At 26.5% G+C, this 15,665-nt stretch carries 13 protein-coding genes and 2 riboswitches; of the genes, 9 read left to right on the forward strand and 4 right to left on the reverse strand.

Going from position 1 to position 15,665, the window contains the following annotated elements; all coding sequences use genetic code 11:
• Window positions 1-436 precede the first annotated feature (436 nt).
• Window positions 437-1,876: a cell wall-binding repeat-containing protein gene (locus KGF38_RS01175; RefSeq protein ID WP_074178202.1), complete on the forward strand. Its 1,440-nt coding sequence runs from the start codon at window positions 437-439 to the stop codon at window positions 1,874-1,876.
• A 216-nt stretch (window positions 1,877-2,092) separates the two neighbouring features.
• Window positions 2,093-3,529 carry a tRNA (N6-isopentenyl adenosine(37)-C2)-methylthiotransferase MiaB gene (gene miaB, locus KGF38_RS01180; protein ID WP_054270410.1) on the forward strand — a complete coding sequence of 479 codons (1,437 nt, stop codon included), beginning with the start codon at window positions 2,093-2,095 and terminating at the stop codon, window positions 3,527-3,529.
• Between the two features lie 279 nt (window positions 3,530-3,808).
• On the opposite strand, the gene KGF38_RS01185 is transcribed toward miaB, so the two are convergent.
• The 3 genes from KGF38_RS01185 to KGF38_RS01195 all read right to left on the reverse strand — a co-directional run bounded on the left by KGF38_RS01185 (window position 3,809) and on the right by KGF38_RS01195 (window position 6,180).
• Window positions 3,809-4,147 (reverse strand): DUF3784 domain-containing protein, encoded by a 339-nt coding sequence (locus KGF38_RS01185; protein WP_054270409.1) that lies wholly within the window; start codon window positions 4,145-4,147, stop codon window positions 3,809-3,811.
• Window positions 4,148-4,418: 271 nt separating this feature from the next.
• Window positions 4,419-5,030, reverse strand: coding sequence for an NUDIX hydrolase (locus KGF38_RS01190; protein ID WP_021384775.1), 612 nt, complete (start codon window positions 5,028-5,030; stop codon window positions 4,419-4,421).
• A gap of 229 nt (window positions 5,031-5,259) precedes the next feature.
• On the reverse strand, window positions 5,260-6,180 hold the full coding sequence (locus KGF38_RS01195) for a PhzF family isomerase (RefSeq protein WP_054270408.1): 921 nt from the start codon (window positions 6,178-6,180) through the stop codon (window positions 5,260-5,262).
• A 255-nt stretch (window positions 6,181-6,435) separates the two neighbouring features.
• Here KGF38_RS01195 and KGF38_RS01200 point away from each other — a divergent pair, with 255 nt between their 5' ends.
• Window positions 6,436-6,792, forward strand: coding sequence for a winged helix-turn-helix transcriptional regulator (locus KGF38_RS01200; RefSeq protein WP_003428797.1), 357 nt, complete (start codon window positions 6,436-6,438; stop codon window positions 6,790-6,792).
• A 114-nt stretch (window positions 6,793-6,906) separates the two neighbouring features.
• Here the strand turns inward: KGF38_RS01200 and KGF38_RS01205 are convergent, their stop codons facing one another.
• Complete coding sequence (locus KGF38_RS01205; protein WP_054270407.1) at window positions 6,907-7,083, reverse strand: hypothetical protein; 177 nt, start codon at window positions 7,081-7,083, stop codon at window positions 6,907-6,909.
• Window positions 7,084-7,135: 52 nt separating this feature from the next.
• Window positions 7,136-7,225, reverse strand: a riboswitch (cyclic di-GMP riboswitch).
• A gap of 449 nt (window positions 7,226-7,674) precedes the next feature.
• Window positions 7,675-7,774: riboswitch (TPP riboswitch) on the forward strand.
• 128 nt (window positions 7,775-7,902) lie between these two features.
• Between KGF38_RS01205 and KGF38_RS01210 the strand changes: the two genes are divergently transcribed.
• The 6 genes from KGF38_RS01210 (at window position 7,903) to mutL (ending at window position 15,660) form a co-directional block, all read left to right on the forward strand.
• Window positions 7,903-8,193: an MTH1187 family thiamine-binding protein gene (locus tag KGF38_RS01210; protein ID WP_003424145.1), complete on the forward strand. Its 291-nt coding sequence runs from the start codon at window positions 7,903-7,905 to the stop codon at window positions 8,191-8,193.
• Entirely contained in the window at window positions 8,168-8,938 is a 771-nt protein-coding gene (locus KGF38_RS01215; RefSeq protein ID WP_054270406.1) for an ABC transporter permease, read from the forward strand. Before KGF38_RS01210 ends, KGF38_RS01215 begins: the two co-directional genes overlap by 26 nt.
• Window positions 8,939-8,959: 21 nt before the next feature.
• Window positions 8,960-9,973 carry an ABC transporter substrate-binding protein gene (locus KGF38_RS01220; RefSeq protein WP_054270405.1) on the forward strand — a complete coding sequence of 338 codons (1,014 nt, stop codon included), beginning with the start codon at window positions 8,960-8,962 and terminating at the stop codon, window positions 9,971-9,973.
• Window positions 9,942-10,676 carry an ABC transporter ATP-binding protein gene (locus KGF38_RS01225; protein WP_176702442.1) on the forward strand — a complete coding sequence of 245 codons (735 nt, stop codon included), beginning with the start codon at window positions 9,942-9,944 and terminating at the stop codon, window positions 10,674-10,676. The genes KGF38_RS01220 and KGF38_RS01225 overlap by 32 nt, the downstream gene beginning before the upstream one ends.
• Window positions 10,677-10,841: 165 nt before the next feature.
• Window positions 10,842-13,685: a DNA mismatch repair protein MutS gene (gene mutS, locus KGF38_RS01230; protein ID WP_054270404.1), complete on the forward strand. Its 2,844-nt coding sequence runs from the start codon at window positions 10,842-10,844 to the stop codon at window positions 13,683-13,685.
• A gap of 10 nt (window positions 13,686-13,695) precedes the next feature.
• Window positions 13,696-15,660, forward strand: coding sequence for a DNA mismatch repair endonuclease MutL (mutL, locus tag KGF38_RS01235; RefSeq protein WP_054270403.1), 1,965 nt, complete (start codon window positions 13,696-13,698; stop codon window positions 15,658-15,660).
• Window positions 15,661-15,665: the final 5 nt, after the last annotated feature.

Consider the following 15,665-nt stretch of genomic DNA (forward strand, 5'->3'; position numbering starts at 1 on the left):
ATATATAGTTCGTAATATAAAATGAAATTTAGTTAAAACTTATAAAACTATACCTGTAAAATATGTTTTTAATATAAAATAGAAAATTCTAAATTTAAATAATACTTTAGCCAAATAAAATATGTGTAACTATAATAGAAATAGAATATTTTGAGAAATATATCTATATACTTAAAAAAGAAAAATAAATCTATTAAAATAACATAATAAAAAAAATATTAAGAATAAAAATAAAATTATAAGTATTTATATAAATCTAGTTGATTTTTAATATAAATGTAAATACAATTATATTTATATGAATAATTGCATTGGTGATTATTAGTAATACAATCTAATGTAGTTTACGATTTTACATAAGTTTGTTAAGTACATAACCTAATTAAGAGAATGTATTCATATATTAAAAATTTATTATGAGGGGGATAATTTTATTATGAAATTCTGTAAAAGAATGTTAACATTGACTTTGAGTATTTCTTTTGCATTTGCAAATATTCAACTAGTAAATGCAATATCATCTGTAGAGAAGATACAAGGAAATAATAAGTATGAAATTGCAGGTAATGTAGCAGATGAAAATGCATATAAGACTGCTATACTAATTAATACTAATAATTCTATAGCAGATGGTCTAAGTGCAAGTGGATTAGCAGGAGCTTTAAATGCACCTATATTATTAACTGAAAAAAATACTATACCAACTGAGACATCTGCAAGATTAAAAAATGTATCAAAAGTTTATATAATTGGAGGAACATATTCTATAAGTACAGCTGTAGAAAATTCATTAAAAGCTAAAAATATAAAAGTTGTAAGAATTCAGGGAAGTGACAGAATAAAAACAAGTTATAATGTTGCAAAAGAAATAAACTCAATAAAAAAAGTTGACACTGTAATGTTAACAAATGCATATAAAGGAGAAGCTGATGCTATAAGTATTGCATCTGTAGCTGCAAGAGATAGTACACCAATAATTCTTACTAATGGGCGAAGTATACCTTTTTCAACTAGTGGCTTAAAATCTTATGTAATAGGAGGAACATCTTCAATGAGTACTACTTTAGTAAACAAGACTAAATCTACTAGATTGGGAGGAAGTACTCGCTTTGAAACTAATAAAGCAATAATAGATAAATTTTACAAAGATGCTAAAGATTTTTATATAGCTGGAGCATATGAATTAACAAATGCTCTTGTAGGTTCATCTTTATCAAAAAATAGTCCAATGGTATTAGTTGATAATGGCAGTAATAAAAGCGTCTTAAAGAATGCTAAAAAGATAACTTCTATAGGGTATATAAATTTAACTATAATTCAACAATGTCTAAATGTAACAAATGGACTTGGAGATATTAATACTGGAATTATAAAAGATGATGCTAAGCCGACTACAAAGACTATAAAAGCTGGTATGTATAAGGTTGGAAAAGATATATCAGCAGGGGAATACTTAATAACTTCAAATTCAGGAAGTTATGCTTCTTATTATGAAGTTACAAGTGATAGTACAGGAAATGCTGATAGTATACTTTCAAATGATATTTTTAGTGGAACTAGATATATAACTTTAGAGAATGGGCAGTATATTAAAATTGAGGATTCAACAATGATATTAGCCAAGTATGCTAAAGTTCAAAAGGCCAAGAATGGTAAGTTTGGAAATGGTATGTACAAAATTGGACTAGAAATTCCTGCTGGAGAATATACTATAGTTTCAAATTCTTCTGATGCATATTATGAAGTTAGAGATGATAGCTTGGGTGATGTGGATGGAATAGTTACTAATGATGTTTTCTCAGGAAACAGATATATAACAGTTGAGGAAGGACAATATTTAATACTAAATAATTGTTATTTGATTGAGAATAAATAGGTTTAATTATAATTCAGTAGGAAATAGGTCATTTTAATATAAGAAAGATGTTTTAAATTAAAATTTAAAACATCTTTTTTTATTTTTTAGCAATATACTATATCTAAATTATTATCAAAACACACATATAAAAATAATAATATCTTTAAAAGATTTTTCTTATTTGATATAATTAAGGTTATGTGTAATATAAGAAATTAAATAGGAGGAATAGACGTGAGCAAAAGAAAACAAGTAACAATACCTATAGAGAAAATACAAGAACAAGATAAATATATAGAACAAATACACAGACAAAATGAAGAATACTTCAACAGAACTGGAAAGAGAAAACTCGTGTTTACTCAAACCTTTGGATGCCAAATGAATGAACATGATTCAGAAAAATTATGTTCAATGCTAGAAGAAATGGGATACAAAATGTCAATGATGGTTGAAGAAAGTGATTTAATAATATATAACACATGTGCAGTTAGAGAAAATGCAGAACTAAAAGTATATGGCAACTTAGGACAATTAAAGAACTTAAAAGGAAAAAATCCAAATATGAAAATAGCTGTATGTGGGTGTATGATGCAACAACCACATGTTGTAGAAGAACTAAGAAAAAAATACAAACATGTAGACCTTATATTTGGAACACATAATCTATATAAATTTCCACAATTACTTACAGAGTCAATGGATTCTGACAAAATGTTGGTAGATGTTTGGGATGTAGATGGAGAGGTAATAGAAGGGCTTAGAAGTAATAGAAAATTTGAATTAAAAGCATTTGTAAATATAATGTATGGATGCAATAATTTCTGCACATACTGTATAGTTCCATATACAAGAGGCAGAGAAAGAAGTAGAACACCTGAAGATATAATTGATGAGATAAAAGAACTTGTAGCAAATGGAACAAAAGAAATAACTTTACTTGGACAAAATGTTGACTCTTATGGTAAGACACTTGAAAATCCAGTTACATTTGCAGAACTTCTAAGAAAAGTAAATGATATAGAAGGAATTGAAAGGGTTAGATTTATGACATCTCATCCAAAAGATATATCTGATGAAGTAATATATGCAATTAGAGACTGTGATAAGGTATGTGAATTTTTACACTTACCAATACAATGTGGAAGTAGTAGTCTTTTGAAAAAAATGAATAGACATTATACAAAAGAATATTATTTAGAAATAATAAAAAAGGCTAAAAAAGAAGTACCAGACATTGCTTTTTCAACAGATTTAATGATAGGTTTTCCAGGAGAAACAGAAGAAGATTTATTAGATACTTTAGATGTAATTGAAAAAGTAAAATATGATTCAGCTTTTACGTTTATTTATTCCAAAAGACAGGGAACACCTGCTGCCAAAATGGAAAATCAAATACCAGAAGAAATAAAACATGAGAGATTTAATAGAGTGTTAGAAGCTGTAAATAGGATTTCAGCAGATATAAATAATGGATATAAAAATAGAATAGTTGAAGTTTTAGTTGAAGGAAGAAGTAAAAATAATGAAAATAAATTTGCTGGTAGAACTAGACAAAATAAACTTGTAAATTTCGAAGGCGGAAATGATAATTTAATTGGGGAATTAGTTATGGTTAGAATTACTGAACCTAGAACTTTTTCATTAAATGGAGTACTAATAAATGATTAATATTGTACAATATAATAAAATTATGTAAACTTATCAAAATAGATGTACTATAAAACAAAATATATCAAATTTTAAAAACATACATTACATATGTTATGTTAATTTCAGTTTTTATTATAAATAAATTTGATATAAAATGTAAATTGATAGTACATCTATTTTTATTTTATCAAGTTTTACCTAACTATATATTAATCTTTCCTTATTATATACTAATATATTATAGAATAAACATAGAAAAGCAGTTAATCTTTAATTAACTGCTTAGCTTACTAAATATTATTTTTTACATTTCTTATTAGAATAATAGATATTGAAAAACACACTAGCAAGTATAACGATTATAAATATCACAGCAAATGGAAGCATTTCTTTTTCACCCATTTGTCCATTCTCTACTCTATAACCAAGAAATGCCATAATAAACAACATTATAGATACAATAAAAATAACAATGCTAGAACTTCTACATAATTTTTTTTTATCATATCTAGCTTTCTCTTTATCACTCATAGTATTATACCCTGCTAATAGCATACTTGCTTTTCCATTAAATAATAATATACTTAAAATGAAAAGGGCAATTGCGGATATAACAATAAATCCTACTGCAAACATTATAAGCACCTCCATATACTTTGATTTACAGTTTACTAACTTGTTATATTTTACCATAAAGATACATTAAAATCATTTATTTCATATCTTAACCTTATTAGATATATTATTATGCTATAATTTATCTATAGTATGATAATAACACTTAGTATTTACCTTGAAATTGTATTGGTAATTATGTAATAATAATTAAATAAAAAATTATAAAACATAATTTCTTATATTTTTTAGAATTATTACATTTAAAATTTTGAATATTCACTTACAAGTATTATTCTGATAAGAAGTTTAAAAAGTTTTCTAGTATTTTTGCTGTCATACCCCATATTACATAATCTTTATATTTATAGAATAGAATAGGGTAACTTCCACTTTCAAACTTATAATCTTTTTGGTTTGGAATTGATCCATAGGGTAGATTTTCATCAGGAAAAACTTTTACAGTATTATTATAAGTATTTGGAGGATTTTCTAAAAGATATTTTATAGGTACCAAAAAAGTATGGTCAACTTCATCTTTATTTATATTTAAATTGTTAATGTTTTTTATATATCCTAAATAAGGATGTATTATAAATTTTACAGGTGTTATAAGTAGGTCTAGACTAGATATGATTTCTATATTGTCACTAAAAGTGCCTAATTCCTCACAAGTTTCTCTGATAGCAGCATTATATGGAGTTTCATTGGATTCTATTTTGCCACCAGGAAAAGAAATTTCATTAGGTTGATGCTTTAAATTCTTTGAGCGAACTTCAAATAATATATGATGTATGTTATTTATTTCTACTATTGGAATTAAAACAGATGCTCTTTTCATATTTTTATATCCATTTATATATGGTTTGTAATCTTTGAACTTATTTTTAATATCGTTTATCATTTTTTCCTCCTAAAATAATATTATTAAAAATTATATAATTGAGTTTTGACAATAATATATAATTATGATTTATCTAATTTAAGATATAGTAACTATCTATATTATTATATAATATAATGATAAATATATATTAACAAATAATAAAAAAATTAATTTGTATATAAATTAGTTTGTTATTAAATTAGTATCAATTAGAATTAAAAAGTTCAAAATTTTACTTAGATGTATTCTATAATTCAATTTCTATGTTTGTTGAGAATGCAATTATAGCTTTTCCAATTATTTTTACTTCAACTGGCTTATTATCTGAAATAATTACTTTTACTAACATCTTGCCTTTGCGTTTTATTGCTTCTCCTTGAACTGCTTCAAATATAAACTGTGTGTTAGGTGTAGGTATTACTTTATAATGTACAATATACGCACCTAAAGGCCCATTAGCATTTCCTGTAACAGGGTCTTCTGAAATACCAATTGCAGGAGCAAACATCCTTCCATGAACTTGTAGCATTTCTTTATTATTTAATGTAAAAATATAATATCCATTACATTTTATTTCTTGACTTATTTTCGATAATTCATATAAATTTGGAGATAAATTATTTAATGTTGATAATCTCTTTATTCCAATCATAACCTTTGAATGTCCTGTAGATGCTATGGCAATAGGACAATCTGTATGAATATCTTCCTTTAAAATACCAAATGCATTAAGTAATCTTTCTTGATATGTTTGTTTTAATGGTGGAGATACTTCAATTTTTCCTTGTGTCATAATTATTTCATAATCATTATCTTTTTTTATAATATCAACTGGCAATATTCCAGCACCAGTTTTTTGAAATACTGTTGTGCTATTGAGTTGGTTTTCTACTGCTCTAGCATAATGGGCAGCAATAGTAGCATGACCACATATAGGAACCTCATTAGTTGGTGTAAAAAATCTGATATGTACATCATAATTTTCTTGATGATTTTTAACAAATTTATTGAAAATAAAAGCAGTTTCTGAATTATTTAATTCTCTTGCTATTTTTTGCATTTGTGATTCAGATAAGCCATCAGCATTTGTAATTACACCAGCTGGATTACCTGTAAATTTTTCTTTTGTAAATGAGTCAACTTGATAAAGACGAAATGTTTTATTCATATTATATAATCCTTTCTAAATATTAGAGTAGTTTGTGTACATAGAAAACTTTAGATAAGTTATTACTTATTATTATCTATTTAAATAAAATTAATAAAACAGTATATGTCTATATTAAAATTTAAACATATACATCTAAAAAAGTAGTATTATGTAAGGCTCTATGCTACAATCAAGATTATATTACGAATTAGTATGCTAAACAAGAATGCACTTTTTAGTTAGATACTTACTATTTTGAAAGAGAGGATTGGGATGGATATAGATAATAATTTTGAAGAATTTCCAAATATTGAAGAAAGACAAAAAGATTTTAATTGTTCAATTGGTTTTACCATGACTGTGATAGGAAGTAAATGGAGGGCAATTATTTTATGGCATATTTTAAAACAAGAGCCAATACGTTACAGTCAATTAAAAAAAGAAGTTGTTCATATAAGTCATAAGATACTGTCACAAGAATTAAAGTATCTTGAAAGAGATGGACTTATTAAGAGGATTTCTTATCCGACTATTCCTCCAAAAGTTGAATATTTGTCTACTAAACGTGGTAAATCATTGGAATCGATATTATTAGAATTATGTAATTGGGGTAAACAGTATATGAGATAAACTCAACTGTTTACTTCATGAAAAATAGATAATGAAGCTTATTTTAATTAGTTCTTTAATGTATTATAAAACGTAGATAAAACTAAAAAGGTTTTTCTAGAAAATAAAATTTCTTTAATTATATCTGCTTACCAATACCATCACTTGATGCAAACAAGATTCTACCACGTTCTCTCCATATTCTAGTATAAAGTCATTTAATTGTGTATCTATAAAATTGCAGTAATCGTATGAACTGCATATATATGCAGTTAGTATATGCGTACATCTATCCATTTTATCTATAAACATATATCATTTATCCCCCTAAAAAACTTTCATAAAAACAAAAAGAAAATATCTTTTTGGCAACTGGCTGACATAACTCGTTTCATAAGTCTTAGTCCCTATAGCTTTGCGTCACTAAATTTCTCTAGTTTTGCCTATTTAGTTTTATTCTACAATTACAATCATATAGGAAAACGTTTGATTTTTCAAGGTACATATTAAAAAATTTAAAAATTAAAAAAAATAATTTATTTTTCAAAAATAAATTAGGTAAAATAATTACATTATATAGTTTATATATACAAATCAGAATAAGAGGTTTTTATTATTAACCTAAATTGAACTGATTTGAGGCAGTAGAATAAAGCTAAATAAAGTCAAATGGTTAATAAAATAAAGAAAAATCATTATAATAGTATATTTTTATAACTAAGTTTTAAAATTTAATCAAACTCTAATAAATTATGATGAGTAGGTATTGTGGCAATATACTTTTTTAAAAATACTAAAAAATACTATTTTGGTATTATATATTTTAAAATAGATAAAATATATAATATGAATAAAAAATTTGTTAAAATATGATAAGTGTAGTATAATCAAGTAGAAAAGATATAATATATTTCGGGGAGCTAATGTGCTGAGAGGAGATTTTATCTCGACCCTTTGAACCTGTTTGGATAATGCCAGTGTAGGGAGACCAGTAAAGATGAAAATAAGTCTTATCCTATTGTGGATAAGACTTTTATTTTATTTAAATATATTATCTTTTAGAAGTAAAATTTTTAATAAAAAGCAAAATATACCTAGTAGGTATTAATTATTTTTAAAGGAGTGATTTAAATGGTAATCGCAGACATAGCAGTAATGCCACTAAGACCTTACAAAGGTGAAGAAGAAATGTATAAAGTAGTAGATGCTTGTATTGCTGAAATTGAAAAAAGTGGTCTTAAATGTGAAATAGGTGCAATGAGTACGACTGTTGAAGGTGATTTTGATGAAGTTTTTGAATTATTGAAGAAAGTACATAAAATCCCTTTTAACCTTGGATGTGAAAGAGTTATAACAGTAGCTAGAGTAGATGAAAAAGCTGGGGGTTTGACTATAGATGAAAAACTTAGAAATCATAGATAAAGTTAAAGATAGTATATATCCAATAGCAACATTTTTGTTTATACTTATTCTTTGGCAATCTGTGGTAGAAGTTTTAAAAGTCCCACAGTATATACTACCCACGCCAGTAGATATACTTAATGTATTTTTTAAAGACTCTCAAAATTTATCCATGCATGCTGTAGTTACTATAGGAGAAGCAATACTTGGTTTTATAGTTGCAATTATAATATCATTAATAATTGGTGTATTGATGGATTTTGTGTCGATAATAAAAAAGTGTCTTTATCCTATTATGTTGGTCACTCAAATGATACCTACAATAATTATAGCTCCACTTTTTATGATATGGTTTGGCTTTGGGACAATGCCAAAAATATTGATGGTAACGCTTACTTGTTTTTTTCCTATATTAATAAGTTTTGTAGATGGAATCGAGAATATTGATAAAGATTATTTAAATTTATTTAAGACTATGAATTCAAATAAAATTAATACATTTATTCATCTTAAATTTCCTATGGCAATGGATAAATTTTTTTCTGGGCTTAAAATATCTGCGACCTATGCTGTAATGGCAGCGACTGTTGCAGAGTGGTTAGGTGGAACCAAAGGTCTTGGTGTTTATATGCTAAGGTCAAAAAGTGCATATGCTCTTGATAAAGTATTTGCATCTACTATATTGGTAGTTATATTTAGTTTAATATTTGTAGGAGTTGTACAAGTAGTAAAAAAAATTGTTATAAGACATAGATTAGCAGATTAATTGTATTTGAGGGAGGAAATTATGAATTTCAAAAAATTAGGAATATTAGGTTTAGTAAGTGTTTTTACATTAGCGACAATAACTGGATGTTCTTCAAATAATGATAAGGATAAAAGTAGTACTAAAGATGATTCTTCTAAAAAAGTGACTATGGTGCTTGATTGGACACCAAATACAAATCATACTGGATTATTTGTAGCACTTGATAAAGGTTATTATAAAGAAGAAGGTTTAGATGTTGAAATAGTGCAACCACCTGAAAGTGGAGCTGAGACTTTAGTTGCAACAGGCAAAGCGGACTTTGGTATAAGTTATCAAGAACAAGTTACCTATGCAAAGACTAGTGAAGACCCACTTCCAATAAAAGCTGTAGCAGCTGTTATACAACATAATACTTCTGGGTTTGCATCACCAAAAGAAAAAAATATAACTACAGCTAAGGATTTTGAGGGAAAAACTTATGGCGGTTGGGGTTCTCCATCAGAAGAAGCTGTTTTTAAAGCAGTTATGAAGAAAAATGGAGCCGACTTTAACAAATTAAAAATAGTTAATACTGGTCAAGATGATTTTTTTGCAGCTATGAAAACTGTAGATTTTGCATGGATATTTGAAGGTTGGGATGCAGTTAAGGCAAGTTTAATTGACTATGATTTGAACTTTATACCAGTAAAAGATTTAGATGAAAGATTAGATTATTATACACCACTTATAATTTCTAATGAAACTGTACTAAAAGATAATCCAGAACTAGCTAAGAAATTCTTAAAGGCTACAACAAAAGGTTACGAATATGCAATTAAAAATCCAGAAGATGCAGCAAAAACATTAGTAAAACATGCACCTGAGGTAGATGAAAAATTAGCATTAAAGAGTCAAGAATATCTAGCAAGTAAATATAAAGACGATGCACCTAGATGGGGAGAAATGAAAGACAGTGTATGGAATAACTACACATCATTCTTAAAAGAATATAAATTAATAGATAAGGATATGAAGGCAAGTGATGCTTACACAAATGAATTCTTACCACAATAAAAAAATAAAAGTATCTATAGAAAATGTATCAAAAACATATAAAGAAGTTGAAGTTTTAAAAGATATAAGTATTGATGTATATGAAGGCGAATTTGTTTCTATATTAGGACCAAGTGGATGTGGTAAAAGTACTATCTTTAATATTATAACTAAACTTACAGATTACAATAGTGGTAAAGTAGATATAAATGGAAAATACAGTTACATGTACCAAAAAGACTTACTTTTACCATATAAAACTATAATAGATAACGTGTCACTACCACTAGTCTTAAAAAAAGAAAAAAAGAGTAAAGCAAGGGAAATGGTAAAACATTATTTTGAGGTTTTTGGTTTAAATGGATATGAAAATAAATATCCGTCTGAACTTTCTGGAGGAATGAGACAGAGAGCAAATTTCCTGAGAACCTTTGTAAATTCTGATGACATAATGCTTTTAGATGAGCCTTTTGGAGCACTCGACTCGTTGACTAAGACATCTATGCAAAAATGGCTTTTAGATGTTAAGAAAAAGGTAAATTCAACAATACTTCTTATAACCCATGATATTGATGAAGCTATAATGCTGTCAAATAGAATTTATGTCATTTCAAAAAAGCCATCAATAATAAAAAAAGAATTTATTATTGATAGTAAAAAACTGAATGAAGATAACCTTGAAAATGTCATTAAACTTAAGAAAGAAATAATATCTTTGTTGTAAAAATTATATATATGCTTTATTCAAAGAGTATTAAACCTAGCAATCCAAAATGCAATTATACATTTTGGATTGTTTTTTAGTTATACGTCAAAATTTTATATATTATATTAATAATAATCATCTACTATGATATAATATTTAATTAGAAAAGAAGGAGGTTTGATAATGCAAATAGATATGAATAAATTGACTCCTATGATGAAGCAGTACCTTGAAGTAAAAAACCGATATAAAGATTGTATACTGTTTTTTAGATTGGGAGATTTTTATGAAATGTTTTTTGAAGATGCATTAGTAGCTTCAAAAGCTCTTGAAATAGCATTAACAGGAAAAGCTTGTGGTTTAGAAGAACGTGCTCCTATGTGTGGTGTGCCTTTCCACTCAGCCAATTCATATATATCAAAATTAGTTGAAAATGGATATAAAGTAGCAATAGGTGAACAAATGGAAGACCCATCTACTGCAAAAGGAATTGTTAGAAGAGAGGTTATAAGAGTCATCACTCCTGGAACTGTTTTAGATGGAAATTTACTTGAAAATAAAAAAAATAATTATTTGTTGTCTTTATATAAGGATGGTTCTAATATAGGGCTAACTTATGTCGATATAAGTACTGGAGAAACTAATGCAACTTGTTTAAATGAAGATAAAGTAATTGAAGAGATTGCAAAAATCCATCCTACAGAAATAATTATAAATGATTTAGACTTTATAGAAAAGCTTAGAGATATAGCTACTGTAAGTAATATATACATAAATGAAAGTTTTAGCGATAACTATTTGGATATAAACATATTAAGAGAATATTTTCCAGAGGTTTATCTACAAAAACTAAAGTTTGATGATAAAGGTCTTATAAAGTCAAGCTTATCAATTCTTCTGAATTATATATATAATACTCAAAAACAAATAACATCTAATATAAATAATATAAATATATACAATTCATCAGAATACATGGTTTTAGATATGTTTACTAGAACTAACTTAGAGCTTACTCAAACTATAAGAGGCAATAAGAAGAAAGGTTCATTATTGCATGTTCTTGATAAAACTTCTACAGCAATGGGAGGTAGACTTTTAAGAAAATATGTTGAAGAACCTTTGATAAATAAATCTAAAATTGAAAATAGATTAGATGTAATAGAAGAGATAAAAGATGATTTTATATTAAGAGAAGATTTAAATGATATACTTAAAAATATATACGATATAGAAAGAATATGTGGAAAGATAGCATTTGAAAGGGTTACACCAAAAGAATTAGTTCACTTAAAAAATTCAATAGAAAAATTACCAAATTTAAAAGACACAATAGATTTATCAAATGCAACAATATTAAAAGAGTATGTTTCAGAAATGGATAAATTGGATGATATATACAATTTAATAGATGAAGCTATTTTAGAAGAACCTACAATAACTATAAAAGATGGAAATATAATTAAGTCTGATTTTAGTGAAGAGCTTAAAGAATTAAGAGATATTTCTAAAAATGGAGCTTTTCTTGTAAAAGAAATAGAAAATAGGGAAAGAGAAAAGACAGGAGTTAAATCATTAAAAATAGGTTTTAATAAAGTTTTTGGTTACTATATAGAAATAACAAAAGCTAACTTTAAACAGGCAAAACTAGATGAGACATATATAAGAAAGCAGACACTTAGTAATGCAGAAAGATATATAACTCCAGAATTAAAGGAAATAGAAGAAAAGATATTACATGCTGAAGAAAAAATTAAGTCTCTAGAATACGAGATATTTGTAGGTATAAGAGATACTATATACAAAAATATAGATAGAATACAAAAAGTAGCTAAAACTATAGCTAATATAGATGTTTTTGTATCTCTGGCAACAGTTGCACACATAAATAATTATGTAAAGCCAGCAATAAATGAAAATAATAAACTTGATATAAGAAATGGTAGACATCCAGTTGTTGAAAATATAGTAGGTGAGGAAAATTTCGTTCCAAATGATACATATCTAAACCGTGGAGAAAACATTATTAACATAATAACTGGTCCTAATATGTCTGGGAAATCAACCTATATGAGACAAACTGCTATAATAGCACTTATGGCACATATAGGTTCATTTGTACCAGCAGAATATGCTGATATTCCAATCTTAGATAGAATATTTACTAGAGTTGGAGCTAGTGATGACTTATCTCAAGGGCAGTCTACTTTTATGGTGGAAATGAATGAAGTATCTCTTATACTAAAAAATGCTACAGAGAGAAGTCTAGTTATATTAGATGAAATAGGTCGTGGAACCAGCACTTATGATGGTATAAGTTTAGCATGGTCAATAGTGGAATATATTCAGAAGAATATTAGATGCAAAACATTATTTGCAACACATTATCATGAACTTACTGATTTAGAAGAGGAGTTTAAAGAGGTTAAGAATTATTCAATAGCAGTCAAAGAAGATGGAGAAGGAATAATCTTTTTAAGAAAAATAATTCCTCAAGGGGCAGATAAGAGTTATGGAATATATGTTGCTAAATTAGCTAAACTACCAGATGAAGTCATAGAAAGAGCAAAATATATACTTAAAGACTTGGAAAAAAATCATGTCTATAACAGTGTAGCGATAAATGGTGATAAAGAAAAAACTAATGCGACTAGCATTAATTTAGATGAAGAATTGCTTAAGGTAAATCAAAGTAATTTTAAGAATAAATATGAATCTCTAAAAATAGAACATGAACTTATAGTAAAAGACTATAAGCATATAAAAAAGGATTATGATAAATTAAATTCTAAATTTAAGTTACTAAATGATGAAGTTGCTTTAATAAAGGAAAATGATGATATGGAGAAAACCAATAAAGAAGATTCTGTAAAAGAAGTAGCATTAACTCAAATATCTTTTGACAGTGTAAAGAGAGACATACTATCAGAAGAAATTTTAAATCTAGATATCCTAAATATGACTCCATTGGATGCGATAAATTCTCTTTATAATCTTCAAAAAAAAGCAAAAGAAATAAAATCTTAGAGGTGTGCAAATGAAAAATATAATTAACATCCTAGATGATTTAACTATAAATAAGATAGCAGCAGGTGAAGTTGTAGAAAGACCTTCTTCTGTAGTGAAAGAACTTATTGAAAACTCTATCGATGCAGGTGCAAGCAAAATTTCTATAGATATAGTTGATGGAGGCAAGAGTTTAATTAAGATTACAGATAATGGAATAGGAATACCTTCAAGTGAAGTTGAGAAATCATTTTTAAGACATGCTACTAGTAAAATTAAAGAAATTGATGATTTGTACGACTTATATTCTCTTGGTTTTAGAGGGGAGGCATTAGCATCTATTTCAGCTGTATCCAAATTAGATATGACTACTAAAACAAAGGATGAGATTATAGGAACTAAAATATACGTTGAGGGTGGAAAAATAATATCAAAAGAACCAATTGGTTCTACTAATGGGACTACAATCATTATAAAAGATATTTTCTTTAATACACCAGCAAGACAGAAGTTTTTAAAGTCTACTCATGCAGAAACTATAAATATAAGTGATTTAATAAATAAACTTGCAATAGGTAATCCAAGTGTTCAATTTAAATATACAAATAATAACAAACAAATGTTAAATACTCCAGGAGATGGTAAACTAGTAAATACCATTAGAAGCATATATGGAAAAGAAATAACAGAAAATATAATAGATGTGGAGTTTAAATGTAATCACTTTAAAATGAATGGATATATAAGTAATAACAATATATATCGTTCCAATAAAAATTTACAACATATCTATATAAATAAAAGATTTGTAAAAAGCAAAATAATCATAGATGCAATAACAGAAAGTTATAAGTCTATAATTCCAATAGGTAAACATGCAGTTTGTTTCTTAAATATAGAAGTGGAACCATCATGTATCGATGTAAATATACATCCTAATAAACTCGAAATTAAATTTGAAAAAGAACAAGAAGTCTATATAGAACTTAGAGATTTTCTAAAGGTTAAACTGATACATTCAAATCTTATTGGAAAGTATGCTACTTATTCAGATAAAAAAACGCAACCTAGAATTGCTATTAATAATAGAGAAAAAAGTACAGGTTTTGAATTGAAAAATAATAATTTATTAGAAGATGATTCTAAAAATAACAATATTACTAAAGAAAAAGATGAAGCTATTGAAGTTATAACTTTATCGAGTGAAAAACCAATAAATAAATTTCAATCGGTAAGTGAAGTATTAAATGAAAGTGTAGAAGATGAATTAAAAAACACTAAGTATCTAAGTGAAGATACTGTAAATGACAACATACAAGAAGAATTTCAAGTTGATGGTTCAAGAAGCGATGGTAACTGTTATATTGATAGCATTAGAGAGTGTGAAGAAGAATATTTATATAGTTCAAAAGTTAAATTTTCTCTATATGGATATTCTGTAATTGGTGTTGTGTTTAATACTTATATAATTTTAAACAAAGATGATTCTATGTATTTGTTGGACCAACATGCTGCACATGAAAGAATATTATATGAGAGATATATGGAAAAGTTTTATAGACAAGATATCAATATGCAAATACTTTTAGACCCAGTGGTAATTGAAGTATCAAATGTAGATATGCTTCAAATTGAAAATAATTTAGAGTTATTTATGAAATTTGGTTTTGAATTAGAAGTATTTGGTAATAATCATATAATGATAAGATGTGTACCAACTATATTTGGAGTTCCTGAAACTGAAAAGTTCATCCTTCAGATAGTTGATAATATAGAAGAGATTACAAGTAATTATGATTTAAAGGGAGAAAGATTTGCATCTATGGCATGTAGGTCTGCTATAAAAGCAAATGATAAAATATATGATATTGAAATAAAAAGTCTGTTAAAACAATTAGAAGATTGTGAGAATCCATTTACATGTCCTCATGGAAGACCTATAATGGTCGAAATATCTAAGACGGAAATAGAAAAAATGTTTAAAAGAATCATGTAAAATAT

Source organism: Clostridioides sp. ZZV14-6387, from assembly GCF_020657835.1.
GTDB lineage: Bacteria > Bacillota > Clostridia > Peptostreptococcales > Peptostreptococcaceae > Clostridioides > Clostridioides difficile_A.